Source organism: Streptosporangium jomthongense, from assembly GCF_042650425.1.
Taxonomy (GTDB): domain Bacteria; phylum Actinomycetota; class Actinomycetes; order Streptosporangiales; family Streptosporangiaceae; genus Streptosporangium.
This window is the reverse complement of sequence record NZ_JBHSBC010000008.1, coordinates 1-17,743: the sequence shown is the minus strand read 5'-3', so window position 1 is coordinate 17,743 and position 17,743 is coordinate 1. Positions and strand designations below refer to the sequence as shown.

Sequence of the window (17,743 nt, the reverse complement as noted above, 5' to 3'; positions counted from 1 at the left end):
CACTTTCCCCGTGCGGGAGAGACAACTTGCGGATCATGATCTGATGGAGGAGGCCGTGGCGCGTTAGAGTGGGTCGGCTCGTGTACTGCTGGCGCAGCGTGATGTGGGGAGAAACCGTGCGCGTGGCAATCGCCGAGGACTCCGTACTGCTGCGGGAGGGCATCACCCGGATACTCGAGGCCGGCGGGATCGAGGTCGTCGCGGCGGTCGGTGACGCGCACCAGCTGATGGAGGCGGTCGAACGGTCGTCACCCGACCTGGCGATCATCGATGTGCGGATGCCGCCCACCCACACCACCGAGGGACTGCGGGCCGCGCTCACCCTTCGCAGGGAGCGGCCCGGGCTCGCGCTGCTGGTGCTGTCCCAGGTCGTGGAGGAACGCTACGCCACCGACCTGCTGTCCGGGGACATGGCGGGCATCGGTTACCTGCTCAAGGACCGGATCGTCGACATCAACGGGTTCGTGCAGGCCGTACGGCAGGTGGCGGAGGGCGGAGCGGTCCTCGACCCCGAGGTGGTCTCCCAGGTGCTCGCGCGCCGCCGCAACCGCGACCCGCTGAAGACACTGACGCCACGCGAGCTGGAGGTGCTCGGGCAGATGGCGCAGGGCAGGTCCAACTCCGGGATCGCCGCCGCGCTCACGGTCAGCGAGAGCGCGATAGCGAAGCACGTCAACAACGTCTTCACCAAGCTCGGGCTGGCCCCGGCCGACACCGACCACCGGCGGGTGATCGCCGTTGTGCGCTTCCTGCAGGCGACGGAGGCACCCGGCGGAACCCCGTAACGGTCCCCGCCGGGACGCCCGGCAGCCGAATGACGGCAGAGGACGAAGTCCCTGGTGACAGCCGCCGCACAAGCACCGGGCCCGGCCGGGAGGTGGTCGACCGGGCCCTTGGACCCATGGGAGAAGTGCAGCCAGCTACCGGCAGGAGAGTGGTACAGGCCGCAGAGACAGCACGTGGAGGGATCGAGATGATGGACAACATGACGAGGGCGCCGAGTACCGACGAAGTAGCGGACGCGCGGGGTTGGTGCCCCGTGTTGCTCCGTGCGAAGCCAGCCGGTGGCTGCGGCCACAGCTGCCCGCGGAGGGGGCAGCTCACGTCGGCGTCAGCCGCCGTGCCGGGAAAGCGGATGTCCGGAGAGGTCGAACGTCAGTGACCGCTCGTGCCGGCGTACCAGTTCGGTGAACAGCACCCGCCCGGCGTCCGCGGGCGGCGGCGAGTGCGGCAGGCCGAGCCGGTCGGCCAGCCGGCCGAGCGCCACGACCAGCCAGGCCGTGGTGACCGGATCACGTCGGGCGGCCCACACTCCGACGCACGCGGCGGCGGCGAGCACCAGGCTGTAACGTTCGGCCAGCGCGAAGGTGCCCGCCGACGCCGACACCGTACGCTCCCCCGGCGGCAGGTCGACGCAGCTCGCGCGCAGCGCGGTGAGCTCGGCGAGGAAGAGCGCCCGCAGCTCCGCCAGTTCCGGCGCGTCGGCCAGGACCAGCGCGGCGCTGAGGGAGTCCGTGCCCCTGGCGTCGACGACGAGCCGGCCGAAGTCGAGCTCGGGCAGTTCGTCGTCGAGCTCGAACAGCTCCGGTGGGGCGGGCTCGGCCCGCAGCCAGCTCCGCCGGGCGAGCCGCGGCAGCTGCGGAATGATCGTGGACAGGCAGGCCGCCTCGCTGGCGTGCGCGAGGGAGGTCACCGAAAGGTCACGCTGGTACTTCTGGAACAGCCCGTAGGGACCCTCCCGGAGGTAGGAGCGCGCTCCCAGCAGAACCGACAGGTCGTAGGCCGCCGCCTCGATCAGGGTGGACACCACGTACTTGCTCGCCGCGGCGGCCACGCTGGTCTGCTCCGGCAGCAGGTGCAGGGCCCGGCCGACGACGGCGCTGAAGGCGTCGCAGACCAGCAGGTCGGCGAAGGCGCCGGTCAGGCCGTCCCGCACCTGGGGGATGTCGGCCACCGGCCGTCCGTAGAGCACCCGTTCACCGGCGAAGCCGGTCACCAGGCGCAGTTGCGTGTCGAGGACGCCGACGACGATCGCGGGCAGTGCCGTACGTGTCACCTGGAAGGCGCGCAGCGAGGTCTCCAGGCCCGCGCCGAGCCTGCCCAGCAGGCTCGGCGCGGGAACCGGGCAGTCCGTGAACTCCACGCCGGCGAGCAGGCTCGCCCTGAGTCCCGAAATGGGAAAGCGCGGCAGGACACGAACGGTCTCGGGCGGCAGGGTGGCCATGTCCAGCAGCAGCGTGGAGTGACTGCGGCTGCCGGGCTGGTCGTCGGTGCGGGCGAACAGGGTGACCGCGCGTGCGCGCCCGATATTGTTGATCAGCTGTTTCGCGCCGTTGACCAGGAACCCGTCCGGCCGGGGCTCGGCCCGCAGCGCGACCCTGGTGAAGTCCGCGCCGTGGGCGAGCTCGGTGAACGCCGCCGCCGCGCGTTCCCCGCGCAGCAGCAGATCGGCCAGCCAGCGCCGCTGCCCGTCGTCGCCGTCCGTCCAGACGGGAACGGCGGCGATGAAACTGGTGATGCCGTAGCCGAGCCCCAGCGTCGGGTCACGCCTGAAGATCGCCCGCATCGGCTGGACCAGCCCGTTCACCTGGACCAGCCGGCCGCCCAGCGACCTCGGCACGAACTCCGCGGCGAGCCGGACGTCGTCCAGCGCGGCCTCACCGGGGGCGAGCAGTTCCCCCCGCTCGTCGGCGTCGAGCACCGCGGCGAAACCGAGCGGATTGGCCTCGTCCCACGGATCGCCGAGGACGGCGTCCAGCGTCTGCGCGGTCATCGGCCGCCGTCCTCCACGCGGCACCACTCCAGTACGGCCATGGCGCTGTGCAGCTTGTTCTCCGCCTGGTCGAAGGCGATGCTGTGCTTGCCGTCGATCACCTCGGGGGTGACCTCCTCGCCCCGGTGCGCGGGCAGGTCGTGCATGAACACGGCCTGCGGGCTGTCCTCCCACAGGGCGGTGGTGACCTGGAACGGCGCGAAGATCTCCCGCCAGTTCGCGTCCGGCTTGGTGGTGCCCGTGGTCTGCCAGCGCGTGGTGTAGACGACGTTCACCCCCTTGGGCAGGTCGTCCATGTCGTGCCGTTCGGTGACCACCTCGGGATCGACGCGGGCGAGGATGTCGTCGGCCAGGCCGTAGCCCGGCGGGGTGCGCAGTTCTAGCCGGGCCGAGGGGTACCTGCTCAGCGCCAGTGCAAGTGCGGAGGCGGTGTTGTTGCCCTCGCCGACGTACAGGATGCGCAGCCCCTCGACGTCGCCGAAGCGCCACAGGAGCGTGGTGATGTCGGTCAGGGCCTGGGTCGGATGTTCGGTGGCGCTCATCGCGTTGATCACCGCCATGCGGTCCTCCTCGGCGAACGTCCGCATCTCGGCGGGATCGCCCGCGGTGCGCATGACGAAGACGTCCAGCATCCTGCCCAGCACCCGCGCGGTGTCCTCGATCGACTCGCCCGTGTTGGTCTGCAGGTCGCCCGGGCCGAGGGGGATGACCTGCCCGCCGAGCCGCAGCGTGCCGGCGGTGAACGCGGTCCTGGTCCGCGTCGAGGTCTTGCCGAAGTAGATCCCGGCGATCCTTCCGGCCAGCGGCCGGTCCGCTCCGGCGCCCCTCTCGCGGAACTCGACGCCCCGGGCCACGATCTTCCTGATGTCGCCGTCGGACAGATCGTCGACCGAGATCAGGTGCCGCACTGTCATCGTGTCTCCATCTCGAAGTTCGCTGAACCGGACATCTCCGCGAGCACCCTGGCCTCCACCAGCCCGGCGAGCCGCACCAGGCCGGGGTTTTCGAAGACCTCCCGCGCGCCGAGTTCGACGTCGAACTCCTCCTGGACCCGGGCGATCATCCGCAGTACCAGGATGGAGTTGCCGCCGAGGGCGAAGAAGTCGTCACCCACGCCGACCTTGTCGATCTCCAGAAGGTCCTGCCACACCTTGGCGATCCACGTCTCGACCGCCGTACGCGGGGCGACGAACTCGGCGGCGCCCATCTCGTCGCGACCCGGCGCGGGCAGCGCCGCGCGGTCGAGCTTGCCGTTGGCCGTCAGCGGGATCCGGTCCAGCGGCACGATCGCGCTCGGCACCATGTAGTCGGGCAGGCGGCGGGCCAGCGCGGCCTTCAGCTCGCCCGGATCGATCTCCTCGCCCTCCGGTTCGACGTAGCCGACCAGCGTGTTCTCGCCCAGCACCACCACGGCGTCGCGGACGCCCGGCTGGTCGAGGAGCGCGGCCTGGATCTCGCCGAGTTCGACCCGGTAGCCGCGGATCTTCACCTGTTCGTCGGCCCGGCCGAGGAACTCCAGGCCGCCGTCGCGGTTGCGCCTGGCCAGGTCGCCGCTGCGGTACAGGCGTGATCCCGGAGGGCCGAACGGGTCGGGAACGAACCTGGCGGCGGTCAGCGCGGGCCGGTCGAGATACCCGCGGGCCACGCCGGGTCCTCCGACGTACATCTCCCCGGGTACGCCGTCGGGGGCCACGCCGCCGTACTCGTCGAGCAGGTGGACGCGCAGGTCGTCCAGGGGCAGGCCGATCGGGCTTCCGGTGTCGGCCGTGCCGATCGGCCGGTGGGTGGTGTGGACGCTGGTCTCGGTGATGCCGTACATGTTGACCAGACGTGGGCGGTCGACGCCGAGCCTGCGGATCCACGGCCCCAGCTCGCCGACCTCCAGCTTCTCACCGCCGAAGACGACCGAGCGCAGGGCGAGCCGGTCGACGCGCGGGTCCTCCGCCGCCGCGAACGCCACGAGCCGCCGGAACGCCGACGGGGTCTGGCTGAGGACCGTGACCCCCCGTTCGGTGAGGAGGGTGAGGAAGCGGTCCGGATCGCGGACGGTCTCGCGGGGCACGACCTCCAGACGGCCGCCGTGCAGCAGCGCGCCCCACATCTCCCAGACCGAGAAGTCGAAGGCGTAGGAGTGGAAGAGAGTCCACACGTCGTCCGCGCCGAAGTCCTGGTAGCGTCCCGCGGCGGTGAACAGGCGAAGCACGTTGGCGTGCGTCACCACCACGCCCTTGGGCCTGCCGGTCGAGCCGGAGGTGTAGATCACGTAGATCACGTTGTCCGGGCGTACGACGACGCCGAGGTCGGCCGGGGATCCGTCCGGGTCGATCTCGTCGAGCAGCACGAGGTCGCCGGTCACCTTCGCCGCCAGGTCCGACGTGGTCACCACCGTCTCGGCTCCCGCGTCGGCCACGATGAAGGCGATCCTGTCCGCCGGCTGCCCCGGGTCGAGCGGCAGGTATCCGGCCCCGGTCTTCAGCACCGCGAGCAGGGTGGGCAGCAGGTCGGGGCCTCGTTCGAGGCACACGCCGACCAGCTTCTCCGGCCCCGCGCCGCACCCGGCCAGGTGGCGGGCCAGCCGGTTGGCGCGGGCGTTGAGCTCGGCGTAGGTCAGCGAGGTGTCCTCGAACACCACCGCGGTGGCCTCGGGCGTCCGCCCGGCCATCTCCTCGAACACCTCGTGGACGCACCGGGTGACGGGGAGCGACTCGGCGGTGGGGACCGGACGCCGTCGTTCCTCCTCCTCGCGCAGGTCGACGGCCGACAGCCGGACGCCCGGTTCGGCCGTGACACTCGACAGCAGGCGCAGGAAGCGCTCGGCCATCCGTTCCGCGGTGTGCCTGTCGAACAGGGCGGTGGCGTACTCGATCGAAGCGAGCACCGAGCCGTCGGGACGGTGCTGGGCGAGGAGGCTGAGGTCGGTCTTGGCGATCAGCCACGCCTCGCCGAGCGGGGCGGCGTCGTCCGGGTGCAGCTCGGTGTCGGTGTGGCCGACCTCGTGCAGGTCGAAGGCGGCCTGGTAGATGGGGGTGCGGGAGAGGTGGCGCTCCGGCTGCAGTTCCTCGACCAGGCGGTCGAAGGGCACCACCTGGTGCGCGAATCCGGCCCGGCTGACCTCGCCGACGCGCCGCAACGCCTCCTCGAAGGAGGGGTTGCCCGTCAGGTCCATCCGCAGCGCCAGGGTGTTGAGGAAGAACCCGACCACGTCTCCGAACTCGGGGCGTTCCCGCCCGCTGACGGGCAGGCCGACGGCGAAGTCGCGCTGCCCGCTGTACCTGGACAGCAGCGCGGCCCAGGCCGTGAGCAGGGCGACCGACAGGGTCGTGCCGTGCCGCCGGCCCAGTTCGGTCAGGTCCCCGGCCAGTTCCGCCGGAACCTCGAACACGACCATCGCGCCGCGGTGGTCGCGGTGCGGCGGGCGCGGGTGGTCGGTCGGCAGATCGAGCGCGGGGACGCCGGCCAGGTGGCCGCGCCAGTGGTCCAGGTGCCCGGCGAGCACGTCATCGGTCAGCGTACGGCGCTGCCAGGCCGCGTAGTCGGCGTACCGCAGCCCCGTCGCGGGGAGTTCGCGTCCGGCGCACAGCGCGCGGAGTTCTGCGTCGAGCAGCACCGAGGACCAGCCGTCGCAGGCGATGTGGTGAACAGTGATCATGAGCACCTGTTCGCCGTCCGTCCTGGCCAGCATCGCCCGCCAGACCGGTCCGGTCTCCAGGTCGAAGCCGCGCGCGAGTTGCTCGCCGAACAGGGTGCCGAGATCGCCGTCGGCGATCCTGAGCTCGACGTCGACGTGCTCGTCGACGACCTGACGCGGTTCGCCGTCGTGCGCGACGTAGCGGGTGCGCAGCACCTCGTGCCGTCGGCCGAGTTCCTCCAGGGCCCTCGCGACGGTGGCGGCCTCCACCTCGGCGGGCAGCCGGATGAACAGCGGGGCGATCCATTCCGGGCTGCCCGGCTGGATGCGGTCGAGCAGCCACAGGCGCCGCTGCCCGAAGGAGACCTCCATGGTCGGCGTCCGCTCGGCGGGACGGACCGGTTCGACGCCGGCGCGTTCGTCGAGCAGCTTGGCCTGCCCGGCCACGGTGGACGTCTCGTACAGCTCCGGCAGCGGGATGTCCAGGAGGTTGGCGAGCCTGGTGAGCAGCAGCGACGACCCGCCGAGCTGGAAGAAGTCGTCGTCCACGCCGACCCCGCCGTCCATGTCGAGCAGTTCCGCCCACACGTCCGCGACCCTCCGCTCGGCCGCGGTGCGCGGCGGCCGGAGTTCCTTCCGCTCCTCGGCGGCCGGCACCGTCAGGGCCGCGCGGTTCACCTTGCCGCTGGGCAGCGTCGGCAGTTCGTCGAGCATGACGAACCTGGTCGGGACGTGGGTGTCGGGCAGGCTCTCGCGGGCGAAGAGGCGCAGCCGTGCCGGGCTGATCTCCTCCTCGGTCGTGACATGGGCGACCAGGGCGTTGTCGGTGGCGGTCACCACGGCCGCGCTGACCGCCGGATGCCGTTCCAGTACGGCCTCGATCTCGGCCGGTTCGATCCTGACGCCGTTGACCTTGATCTGGTCGTCGAGCCGTCCCAGGTAGTGCAGGGTGCCGCTCTGGTCCCAGCGGACCAGGTCTCCGGTGCGGTAGAGCCGCCCGCCGGCCGGGCCATACGGGTCGGGCACGAACCGCTCGGCGGTGAGCCCGGGCCGGCCGAGGTATCCCCGGGCGACGCCGGGGCCGCCGACGTGCAGTTCGCCGGGCATTCCGATCGGGACCAGGCCTCCTGATGGGTCGAGCACCACCACCCGCATGGCGGTGATCGGCCGCCCGATCGGGATCTGGCCCGTCGTCTGCTCCGGGTCGACGGGCTGCGCCGTCACGTCGATCGCGCACTCCGTCGGCCCGTAGGTGTTCCACACCTCGACCCCGGGCAGCCGGACCCGGCGGCACAGCTCCGCGTGCAGGGGCTCGCCGGCGGAGAACAGCAGCCGCAGCGCGCCGAGATCCGTCCAGCCGGGCTCGCGGACCAGCCGTCTGAGCAGCGAGGGGACGACCTGGAGCACGGTGACCCGGTGGCTTCGGGCCAGCCGGACGATCGCCTCGGGGTCGCCTTCCGCGCCCGGCGGCGCGACGACGACGGTGCCGCCGGAGACCAGCGGGCCCACCATCTCCCAGCCCGCCGCGTCGAACGTCACCGACGTCTTGTGCAGCAGCCGGTCGCCGGGGCCGAGCCGGTGGGTCTCGACCGTCCACAGCACCCGGTTGGCGATGCCCTCGTGGGTGACCACGACGCCCTTGGGCCGTCCTGTCGAACCCGAGGTGTAGATCACATACGCGGCGTCCGTCCCGGACACCGCCGCCGGCTCCGCCTCCGGGGGCTCCGCCTCCGCGTCGAACAGGCCGGGGGTCAGCACGATCGACGGCGCCGCGTCCCGGTGGATCCATTCTCGCCGCTCACGCGGGTGGCCGGGGTCGATCGGCAGGTAGGCCGCCCCGCTGCGCCACGTCGCCAGCACCGCCACGATGAAGTCGGCGCCGCGGGGCAGGGCGATCCCGACGATGTGGCCGCGGCCGATCCCCCTGTCCTGGAGCCGGTGGGACAGACGGACGGCCAGGCGGGTCAGCTGCGCGTAGGTGAACGCGGTGTCTCCGTCGACGACCGCGACCGCGTCCGGGGTGGCCGCGGCCTGCCGCCACACCAGATCGCCGAGGAACCGCACCGCCGCGCTCACCTCAGGCTCAGCGGGCGCATGTCGGTCCAGACCTCTTCGATGCGCGCCAGGCATTCCTCCCTGGTGCCCTCGGTCCCCTCGGCGCGCCATCCGGCGGGCAGGTCCCGGTCGGCCCACCAGATCGAATACTGTTCCTCGTCGTTGAGCACCACGAGGTATCGGTCGTTCATGTCGTCTCTCTCCCGTCCCAGTCCTATCTCGAATTCCGGAATCACTACAGGCCCGTTTTCTCCGGCCTCGGCAGGAAGTCCTTGACGGTCACGCCGTACCCGCGCCTGCGGGCCTCCGCCGCGACGAAGCGGGCGACCGCGATGTCGAGGGCGCCGAGCCCGAACGGCGAGAAGATCACCGGAGACCGCTCGTCCTCCGGGACCCTCGCGGTGGCGCGCAGCAGGCCGCCGAGGGTGGCGTGCACGAAGGAGCGTCCGCCGACGCTCAGCTCGGCCAGGTGCAGCGAGGTGCGCTCACGGACCGCGTGGTCGACGTCGTCGACCACGTTGCGCGCCGACAGGATCGTCTCGGGGACGATGTCGCGCAGCGATATGTGCAGGACCACCGCGCCCGGCCGGATGCCCGCCAGGGTCAGGTGCGGTTCGATCGCGGTGGTCGCGATGGACAGCAGGTCGGCGGCCGCCACCGCCTCGCCGACGTGTGCGGCGAGCGTCACCTCGGCGTCCGGCAGCAGCGATCCGACCCGCTCGCCGAACTCCTTCGCGCGCTGTGGGGAGGCGTCGAAGAGCGTCACCTCGGAGATGTCCGGGAAGACGGCGGCGAGGAAGCGCAGCGTCTCGAAGTTGATCACGCCGCAGCCGATCAGGGACACGCCGTCGAGCCGTGGGGGGGCGAGCAGCTCCGCCGCCGCCGCGGCGGAGGCCGCCGTGCGCGTCGCGGAGATCGCCGTGGCCTCGACGAACGCCTCGGGCCTGCCGGTCTCCATCGAGTTCAGGATGATCGTCGCGTTCGCGCGCGGGAGCCCCGCCTCCAGGTTGGCGGGGAAGGACGACACCCATTTGATGCCCGCCACGTGATCTTCGCCGTTTTCGCCGCCGACGTAGGCCGGCAGGCCGATGATGCGGTTGGTCCTGTCACCGGGAAAGCGCAGGAAGGTCGAGTGCGGCACCACCGTGGCGCCCTCGTCGTGTCTGCGGTAGGTGTCCCGCACGATCTCCAGCAGTGCGGTCTCGGCGCCCCGCAGGATGTCGCACACCTCGTCGTGTCGGATGATCAGCACGTTCACACCCCGTCCTTCCACAGATGGGAGACCTCTCCGAAGGTGCTGCGCACCCAGGCGTCGGAGTAGATGGTGTTCAGGTAGCGGTCGCCCCCGTCGGGGAACACCAGCACGCAGGTGGAGCCCGGCGGGATCTCCGCCTGGAGCGCGTGCAGCGCCGCGACCGTGGCGCCCGACGAGCCGCCGGCGAGGATCGCCTCGCGGCTCGACAACTTGCGGCATCCGACCACGCAGTCCAGGTCGGACACGTGGACGACCCGGTCGGCGGCGTCCTCGCGGTAGAGGCCGGGCCGGACGGCCGCGCCGTGCCCCGGCAGCAGCCGCGGGCCACGCCGCTGACCGTCGAAGATCATGCTGCCGACGGCGTCCACCGCGGTGATGGTGATCGGCAGGCCGTGGCCTCCGACGTAGTCGGCGCAGCCGATCAGGGTGCCGCACGAGCTGACGGAGCAGAACAGGTGGTCGACCTCGCCGTCGAGGGCCTCCACGATCTCCCGCATCGTCTCGTAGTGCGCGTATGAGTTGAGCGGGTTGCCGTACTGGTCCGGGTTGAAGGCGTGCGGGATGCTCTCCACCAGTTCGCGCACCCGCTGGATCCTGCGCGGCAGGTACTCGCCGGTTTCCGGGTCGGGCGCGTCGACCACCTCGACCTTGGCCTGGAAGGCTTTCAGTATCGCGATGTTCTGCTCAGTGGTCTTGGCGTCGACGACGCAGATGAACCGTAATCCGAAGTAGCGGCAGAGCTGCGCCATCCCGACGGCGAGATTGCCGGAACTGGACTCAACCACCGTCGACCTGCCGGGCTCCAGCTCGCCCGAGCGAATCGCGGCCGACAACATGCTCAGCGCACTGCGGTCCTTGATGCTGCCGCCGGGGTTGAAACGCTCCAGCTTGGCGAACACCCGGGAGGGGAATTCGGGAAACAGGCGGTCGAGTTGAACGAGCGGCGTTTGTCCAATAGTCGCAAGAATGCCATTCGAGGTGGATATCGGCACAGCGCTTGCTCCATCCAGGTAATTTTACCGGCCCCGCCACATGAGAGCCGGACACAACCGTCCGGGAGGCCGCTATACGCCTTCTATATCCCGTGGGAAAACACGGGGGCGCCGTACTCGAAACGGGAAGGAGCTCAGTCGAGCGCGGCGGCGTCCTCGGCGCTCAGCCGGCCGCCCTCCCTGGTGCGGGCGCCCGCCCGCACCGACGGGCTGAGCAGGGCCACCAGAGCCAGGCTCCCCATCAGGACGGTCATGACGAGCACGGTACGGCCGACACCGGCCGCGTCGAGGACGAACCCTCCGGCGAACGCGCCGAGGAAGCTCGCGCCCGCGCCGAGCAGCATGGCGACGCTGATGGCCCGGCTCAGGATGTGGTCCTGCGCCAGGCCGACCAGATACACGCCCCCGGCGACGTTGAAGACACCGCCGATGTATCCGCAGAACGCGAACACGACGCCCAGCAGGACCGGATCACTGAAGAACGCCAGGGACGGCACGCACAGGGTCCACACCAGCAGACCCGCCACGATCAGTGCGGGCAGGCTCAGCCTGCGCCGCCACCAGATGCTGGTCATCGCGCCGAGCAGGCCGCCGACACCGCTGATGGCGACCACGACGCCGATGCTGGACGGCGATCCGCCGGAGCCTCGGACGATCACCATGAGGGAGAGGCTCATGCCCTCGAAGACCAGGTTGCTGACCGAGACCAGGAGCATCACGTTGCGCAGGAAGGACTGCCGCCACAGCCACGTGACGCCCTCGGCCACGTCGGCGGCCAGCCTGCCGGAGGGCTGTTCCGCCCGGTCGGTCTGGAACTTCCTCCGGATGGCCAGCAGCATCAGCAGTGAGGCCAGGTGCGCGACCGCGGTGAACAGGAACGGCACCCAGCGCACCAGGCTCAGCAGGAACCCGCCGAGCGGCTGGCCAAGCATGATCATGGCTCGGTGACGGGCCTCGTTCTGGCTCAGCGCGCCCGGAACCTGGTCCTCACGGACCAGGTTCTTGACGGCCGAGCGTTCCGCCAGGTCGTAGAAGATCGCCAGGCTGCCCTGGACGAAGGCCGCCACCATCAGATGCGGCAGCCAGATCCGGTCGAGGAAGACCGCCAGCATCACGCTTGAGGCCGCCAGCAGGCACCCGACGTCCGAGATGATCATCAGGCGCCTGCGATCGTACCGGTCGGCGACGGCCCCGGCGGGCAGCTGAACGAGCAGGTAGGGCAGGAGCGCGGCGCCCGAGACCAACCCCGCGGCGGAGGTCGTGCCGCCTCCCCACAGGACGAGCATCGGATAGGCCAGGATGGTGATCTGCGCGCCGAGGGTCGTGAACGCCGCGCCGCCCCACAGCAGGGTGAAGTCCCTGTTCCTGAACAGCGGGCGCTTGTCCCTGGCCTCGCCGGCCTCGATCGCCGCTTCGCCTGTGTTCACGTCGAGCCCTTCCGGTGTCATCGGTAACCCGCCTCTGTACGGCCCTGGCCCTGGCCGTACCGCATGCCTTCCTGCTCGCCTATGGCCGCCGCCACGTGCTTGTGCAGTTCCTTGCCGGATTCGGAGTTGGTCAGGACGACGAACCCCGTGGCCCGGTTGATCCGGCTGAGCATCATGGACCGGTATCCGGCGGACTCTCCGACGTGACCGAACTCGATGTCACCGCCGGTGTCGTCGACCGAGGTGCCCAGCCCGTACAGGGCCTCCCGGTGGGCGACGGTGAGCAGCTCCGCCGCCAGGGCGCGCGGCAGGACGGCGCCGGAGTGCCCCAGATGGGCACGCCGTACCGCGATGGCGACCTTGGCAAGGTCCGGCGCGGTCGACCAGAGGCTGCCCGCGGCCAGCGCGGGCCGGTTCAGCCAGCCGTCGGGCACCGTCCTGCCGTGTTCGTCGTGGCCGTGGGCGACGGGCAGGCCCGAGGTCTCCGGGAAGGTCAGGTCGTAGCTGGTGGCCCTCATGTCCAGGGGTTCGAAGACCAGCTCGCGCATCAGTTCCTGGTACGGCTCGCCCGCCACGTCGCTCATCAGCTGTTCGAGCACCCAGTAGTGGCCGTTGCTCTTGCGGAAGTGCTCACCAGGCGTCAGCTCCATCGCGACGGCGGGCAGCAGGTCGAGCAGGGTCGGCATGGGTTCGCCGCGCCGGAAGTCGTCCTCGTCGGTCCGGGTGAGCCCGGCCTGGTGGCTCAGCAGCCACCTGGCGGTCACCGTCCCGGGGATCGTCTTCGGCAGTTTCCAGGAGACCAGGTGGTCGTTGACGTCGGCGTCGAGGTCGAGCAGCCCGGCCTCGACCAGTCGCAGCACGCCGATGGCCGTCAGGTGCTTGCCGATCGACCCCACCTGGAACAGGGTGTCCGGCGTGACCTTCCGGCTCTGTCCGGCGGCGAGGACGCCGTGGGCGTGGACCTCGACGGACTGGCCCCGGATCACCGCGACCGCGACCCCCGGCACGTTGTGCCGTCTCATCGCGGGCAGCGGGGAGGGGATCGCGACCGGCCGCGCGGGTTCGAGCAGCGCCGTCAGCCGGGCCAGGCAGTCGTCGGCGACCCGGCGGACCGTCTCCTCGTCGTGCAGGGCGGCGGAGTACGTCCAGTGCATGTACAGCCGGTCCCGGTGCACTCCGGCGTTGACCTCCAGCAGGTGGCTGCGGGGCCTGCCGGATCCCTCGACGCTGCCGAGTCCTTCCGGCGAGAGCGCGAACCTGGTCCGGCCCCGGGTGCCCACCGAGCCCTGGCCCGTGTAGTTGAACAGCACGGCGGGCCGCTGCTGCGCGGCCAGGGCCTCGACCAGGTCCTCGTCCGGCGACAGCCACCTGGACACGCCGTGGCCGATGCCCCGGCCGGGGACGGCCCTGAACTGGTCGCGTACCGACCTGAGCACCGCCTGGGGTTTACGGCCCGGCGGCAACCAGGCCGCGAACGGATACACGCTGGTGAACCAGCCGACGGTGCGGGACAGGTCCACGCCGTCGAACAGTTCCTCCTGCCGGCCGTGACCCTCCAGCTCGACCAGGAACCCGTCGCCGCCGGTCCAGCCGGTCAGCGCCAGACCGAGGGCGGCGAGCACGGTCTCCTCCGCCGTCGCGGTGTCACCGGCCCGGTGCAGCAGGGTCGAGGTCAGGTTCTCCGGCAGGCCGACCAAGAGCGTCCGGGCGTCGGCGGTGCGGTTGGGGCCGGCCCTGTCCACCGGGATGTCCGGTAGCGGCGCGCGGCTCAGCCAGTGGTGCGTCTGGGCCGCGAGCTCGGTCGATCCGGCGTACTCGGCCAGCTCTCGTGCCCACTGCCGGACGGAGGTGGTCTTGGCCGGCAGCTCCACCGGCCGGCCCGCCTCAAGCTGGCTGTAGACGGTGTTCAGATCCTCCAGCAGGATCGCCCAGGACACGATGTCCACGGCCAGGTGGTGGATGCTCAGCAGCAGCTGGGAGCCCGACCGAGACAGCGCCGCACTCAGCACCCTGCCGGCGGCGAGGTCGTGATCCGCGGGCTCGGACCCGGGCTCGGTCAGGTCGTCGACGACCCTGAGCAGTCCTGCCGGTGCCTCCTCGGCCAGGTGTCCGCGGCCGTCCTCGACGCGCAGGCGCAGCACGTCGTGGTGCCGCGTCAGCTCACGCAGGGCACGTCCGAGCAGGTCGGGATCGGCGGCCGGTTCCACGGTCAGCAGTGCCCGCTGGGCGAAGGGCTCCTCGTGCCCCTCCTCGGCGAGGAACCAGTGCTGGATCGGGGTGAGCGTGAGCTCGCCCGTCACCGGACCCTGTTCCGCGCCGGTCGCGCCGCGCGCGCCGCCCGGGGCGGCGTCGATGGCCGCGGCCAGGTCGGCGACGGTCTCGTGCTGGTACATCATCAGCAGGGAGATGGGGAGCCCGGCCTGCTTGACCTCGCGGATCGCCTGGATCATGAGGATCGAGTGGCCGCCGAGCCCGAAGAAGGTGTCACGCGCCCCGACCTCCGGGACGTCGAGCACCCGTGCCCAGATCTCCGCCAGCGTGCGCTCAGTCGGGGTACTCGGCGCGACGTGGTCGCCGCCGGTGGCCAGGGCTGCGCGGTCCGGGACGGGCAGGGCGCGGTGGTCGAGCTTGCCGTTGTGGTTCAGCGGGATCTCGGCCATCCGGACGTAGGCGTAGGGCACCATGTGGTCGGGCAGGGATCGGGACAGCGCCGCCCTGAGCCGCGCGGGATCGACCTCGTCCCCGACGACGTATCCGACGAGGCGCCTGTCGCCGGGGGTGTCCTCGCGGACCACCACGACGGCGTGCCGTACGCCCGGCTGTTCCTGCAGCAGCGCGGCGATCTCGCCCGGCTCGATCCGGTGTCCGCGGATCTTGACCTGGTCGTCCACTCTGCCGAGGAACTCCATGGTGCCGTCGGGCCTGCGCAGCCCCAGGTCACCGGTGCGGTATCGGCGCGATCCCGGGGGCCCCTGCGGATCGGGCACGTACCGCTCCGCCGTCAGGCCCGGACGGCCCAGGTAGCCGAGGGACACCCCCGCGCCACCGATGTGGATCTCGCCGGGCACGCCCGCGGGCACCTGGTGGCCTTCGCGGTCGAGCAGCTGGATCCGCACGCCGGGCATGGGGACGCCGATCGGGCTGCCGCCACCGGCCAGGGTGCCGGCGGTGATGCGCTGGAAGGTGGAGTTGGACGTCGCCTCGGTGTTGCCGTAGACGTTGACCAGCATCGGGCGTTCGACGCCGAACCGGTCGATCCAGGCGGCCACATCCCCCGCCTCCAGTTTCTCTCCGCCGATCAGGACGACGCGCAGGGCGAGCCGGTCCGTTCTGGGATCGCCGTCCTGGGCCAGCCGTACCAGGCCCCGCAGGGACGACGGGGTCTGGTCGATGACCGTGACGCGGTGGCGGACCAGGAGGTCGAGGAAGTCCTCGGGAGAACGGGTGACCTCCTGCGGGACGACGACGAGCCTTCCGCCGTTGAGCAGCGCGCCGAACATCTCGCCGACCGCCACGTCGTTGGCGAACGAGGCGAACAGCGTGAAGACGTCGTCGTCGTCGATCGACAGGTACGTCCTGGTCTCGTCGAGCAGCCACATCGCGTTGGCGTGACTGACGCAGACCCCCTTGGGGCGGCCGGTCGAGCCCGAGGTGTAGATCACGTACATGATGTCGCCGGCGGTGGACGACGGAGGCGGGGGCGTGCCGGGCAGGGCCCCGATCTCGGCGCTCCGCTCGTCGATCGACACGATCCGGCCGGAGAACACCTCGCGGATCATCGGTGCCAGGTCGGCGGTGGTGACCACGACGGAGACGTCGCTGTCGGACAGCATCCGCCCAAGCCGCTCGGCGGGGACGGCCGGGTCGAGCGGCACGTAGCCCGCACCCGACTTCAGCACGCCCAGCAGGGCGGGCGTCAGTTCGGCGCCGCGGTCGAGGCACAGGCCCACCAGCGGCCCGGTCTCCAGAGCGCGCAGGTGGTGCGCGAGCCGGTTGGCCCGGGTGTCGAGCTCCCGGTAGGTCAGCCGTTCCTGTCCGCTGACGACGGCGACGGCGTCCGGGCAGGTGCGCACGCGCGCCTCGAACGCCTCGTGCACGGTGGGATAGGGGCCCATCTCGGCGACCGTGTCCGGTTCGCCCTCGCCGGGCGGCAGGTGGACGGCCCTGGCGTCCCCGAGGGGGTCGGCCGCCATGGCCTCCAGCACGGCCCGGTACATCGCGGCCAGGCGTCCGGCGTCGGCGCGGCTGAGCACGGTGGTGTCGGCGGTGATGCCCAGGTTGCCGGCGATCACGCCAACCGCGAGGGGGAACTCGGTGCCGCCGCCGGCCAACGCGCCGCCCACCTCCACCAGTTCGGTGTCGACCTGCTCGAAGTCGAGGAAGGTGAAGATCGTGTCGATCAGCCGCCCGCCGTCTCCGGCCTCCCGCTGGATCGCGGGCATCGGGAACCGGCGGTGCCGCCATATGGCCGTCTCGGTGGTGAACACCTCGTACACCAGGTCACGCCAGGTGCGGGCGCCCCTGGTGTGGGGGAACGGGAGCGTGTTGAGGAACAGGCCGTAGAGCCGGTCGGCGCCGTCGACCTCGGGCCGCGCCTGCAGGACGAGACCGCTGTGGAAGGACTCCTGGTCGGTGATCTGGCTCAGCACCTTCAGGTGCGCGGCAAGCAGCACGCTCTTCAGCGAGGTTCCCGACGTCCTGGCCAGGGCGCGCAGACCGTCGTCGAGATCCGCGATGGAGATCGTGAGTTCGTAGGTCTCGGCCGGTCCCGGGTCGCCCCAGGTCCCTGGGAGCGCCAGTTTGGGGTGGTCGGTGACGACGCCGCGCCAGAAGGCCCTGTCGTCCTCGGACTCAAGCGACCGCTGTTCGGCGGCCACGAAGTCGGCGTAGCGCAGGGCGGGCAGCGGAGCCGGGTCGGGCACGGCGCCGTCCCTGATCGCCTGGTAGTACTCCAGCAGCTCCATCAGCATGGAGTAGTGGCTCCAGCCCTCCAGGATCGCGTGGTTCTCACTGACGGACAGCCACCAGGCGTCGTCCTGCGCCACATGTACGGTGACCCGCATGAGGGGCGCGGTGTCCAGTGGGAGCCGTGCCCGCTGCTCGGCCTCGGTGTGCCGGCGGACGAGCTCGGCCACGGCCTCCGGCGTCAGCTCGCGGCAGTCGCGTACGTCGAGGGGGACCTCGGCGTCGGTGTGCACGAACTGCAGGGGGACGGAGTAGCCGTCCAGGTCGAAGGAGGTGCGCAGCACCTCGTGCCGACGGGTCACCAGCCGGGCGGCGGCACGGAAGGCCTCCCGGTCGAAGGGCCGCTCGTCCCGGACGCGGAAGGAGGTGACGTTCTGGTAGAGGTGCTGGTCCTGGTTGGCGAGCATCTCCAGGAGGATGCCGAGCTGGGCCTGGGCCAGGGGGTAGGCGTCCACGACGTCGGCGGCCAGACGTTGTCTGTCGTGGGCGGAGACGAGGGCGAAGGGTTCGATCGGGGGGACCTCCTCGACCGCCCGGTCCCGGCCGGCGAGTCTCTCACTCAGCCGAGCCACGGTGGCGTGTTCGAAGACGTCGCGTGCCTCGACGTCGAAGCCGTTCTTGCGGAGGGCGCCCACCAAAGCGACCGCC

General features: G+C 71.2%; 9 protein-coding genes. 1 reads left to right on the top strand and 8 read right to left on the bottom strand.

All coding sequences use genetic code 11. The annotated features are described in order from the left end of the window. Positions 1–116 precede the first annotated feature (116 nt). On the top strand, positions 117–785 hold the full coding sequence (locus tag ACFOYY_RS08050) for a response regulator transcription factor (protein WP_386188995.1): 669 nt from the start codon (positions 117–119) through the stop codon (positions 783–785). A 326-nt stretch (positions 786–1,111) separates the two neighbouring features. On the opposite strand, the gene ACFOYY_RS08045 is transcribed toward ACFOYY_RS08050, so the two are convergent. The 8 genes from ACFOYY_RS08045 to ACFOYY_RS08010 form a co-directional block, all read right to left on the bottom strand. Continuing rightward, positions 1,112–2,773, bottom strand: coding sequence for an acyl-CoA dehydrogenase (locus tag ACFOYY_RS08045; RefSeq protein ID WP_386188993.1), 1,662 nt, complete (start codon positions 2,771–2,773; stop codon positions 1,112–1,114). Beyond that, the gene (locus ACFOYY_RS08040) at positions 2,770–3,687 is read right to left on the bottom strand and encodes an ornithine carbamoyltransferase (protein WP_386188991.1); all 918 of its coding nucleotides are present in this window, start codon (positions 3,685–3,687) and stop codon (positions 2,770–2,772) included. Before ACFOYY_RS08040 ends, ACFOYY_RS08045 begins: the two co-directional genes overlap by 4 nt. Further along, positions 3,684–8,477, bottom strand: a complete 4,794-nt coding sequence (locus tag ACFOYY_RS08035) for an amino acid adenylation domain-containing protein (protein WP_386188989.1) — start codon at positions 8,475–8,477, stop codon at positions 3,684–3,686. Before ACFOYY_RS08035 ends, ACFOYY_RS08040 begins: the two co-directional genes overlap by 4 nt. Beyond that, the gene (locus ACFOYY_RS08030) at positions 8,474–8,647 is read right to left on the bottom strand and encodes an MbtH family protein (RefSeq protein WP_352012703.1); all 174 of its coding nucleotides are present in this window, start codon (positions 8,645–8,647) and stop codon (positions 8,474–8,476) included. Before ACFOYY_RS08030 ends, ACFOYY_RS08035 begins: the two co-directional genes overlap by 4 nt. A gap of 44 nt (positions 8,648–8,691) precedes the next feature. Then, positions 8,692–9,708 carry a 2,3-diaminopropionate biosynthesis protein SbnB gene (gene sbnB / locus ACFOYY_RS08025; protein WP_362917090.1) on the bottom strand — a complete coding sequence of 339 codons (1,017 nt, stop codon included), beginning with the start codon at positions 9,706–9,708 and terminating at the stop codon, positions 8,692–8,694. A gap of 2 nt (positions 9,709–9,710) precedes the next feature. Continuing rightward, a complete protein-coding gene (gene sbnA, locus ACFOYY_RS08020; protein WP_352012705.1) occupies positions 9,711–10,703 on the bottom strand; it encodes a 2,3-diaminopropionate biosynthesis protein SbnA in 993 nt (330 codons plus the stop codon). A 134-nt stretch (positions 10,704–10,837) separates the two neighbouring features. Further along, positions 10,838–12,130 carry an MFS transporter gene (locus ACFOYY_RS08015; protein WP_386188986.1) on the bottom strand — a complete coding sequence of 431 codons (1,293 nt, stop codon included), beginning with the start codon at positions 12,128–12,130 and terminating at the stop codon, positions 10,838–10,840. A gap of 17 nt (positions 12,131–12,147) precedes the next feature. Further along, positions 12,148–17,730 (bottom strand): amino acid adenylation domain-containing protein, encoded by a 5,583-nt coding sequence (locus ACFOYY_RS08010; protein WP_386188984.1) that lies wholly within the window; start codon positions 17,728–17,730, stop codon positions 12,148–12,150. Positions 17,731–17,743 lie beyond the last annotated feature (13 nt).

Bases quoted from the DNA above. Each gene is read 5' to 3' on its own strand.
- ACFOYY_RS08045 (WP_386188993.1), bottom strand. From the start codon at position 2,773: ATGACCGCGCAGACGCTGGACGCCGTCCTCGGCGATCCGTGGGACGAG.
- ACFOYY_RS08040 (WP_386188991.1), bottom strand. From the start codon at position 3,687: ATGACAGTGCGGCACCTGATCTCGGTCGACGATCTGTCCGACGGCGAC.
- ACFOYY_RS08030 (WP_352012703.1), bottom strand. From the start codon at position 8,647: ATGAACGACCGATACCTCGTGGTGCTCAACGACGAGGAACAGTATTCG.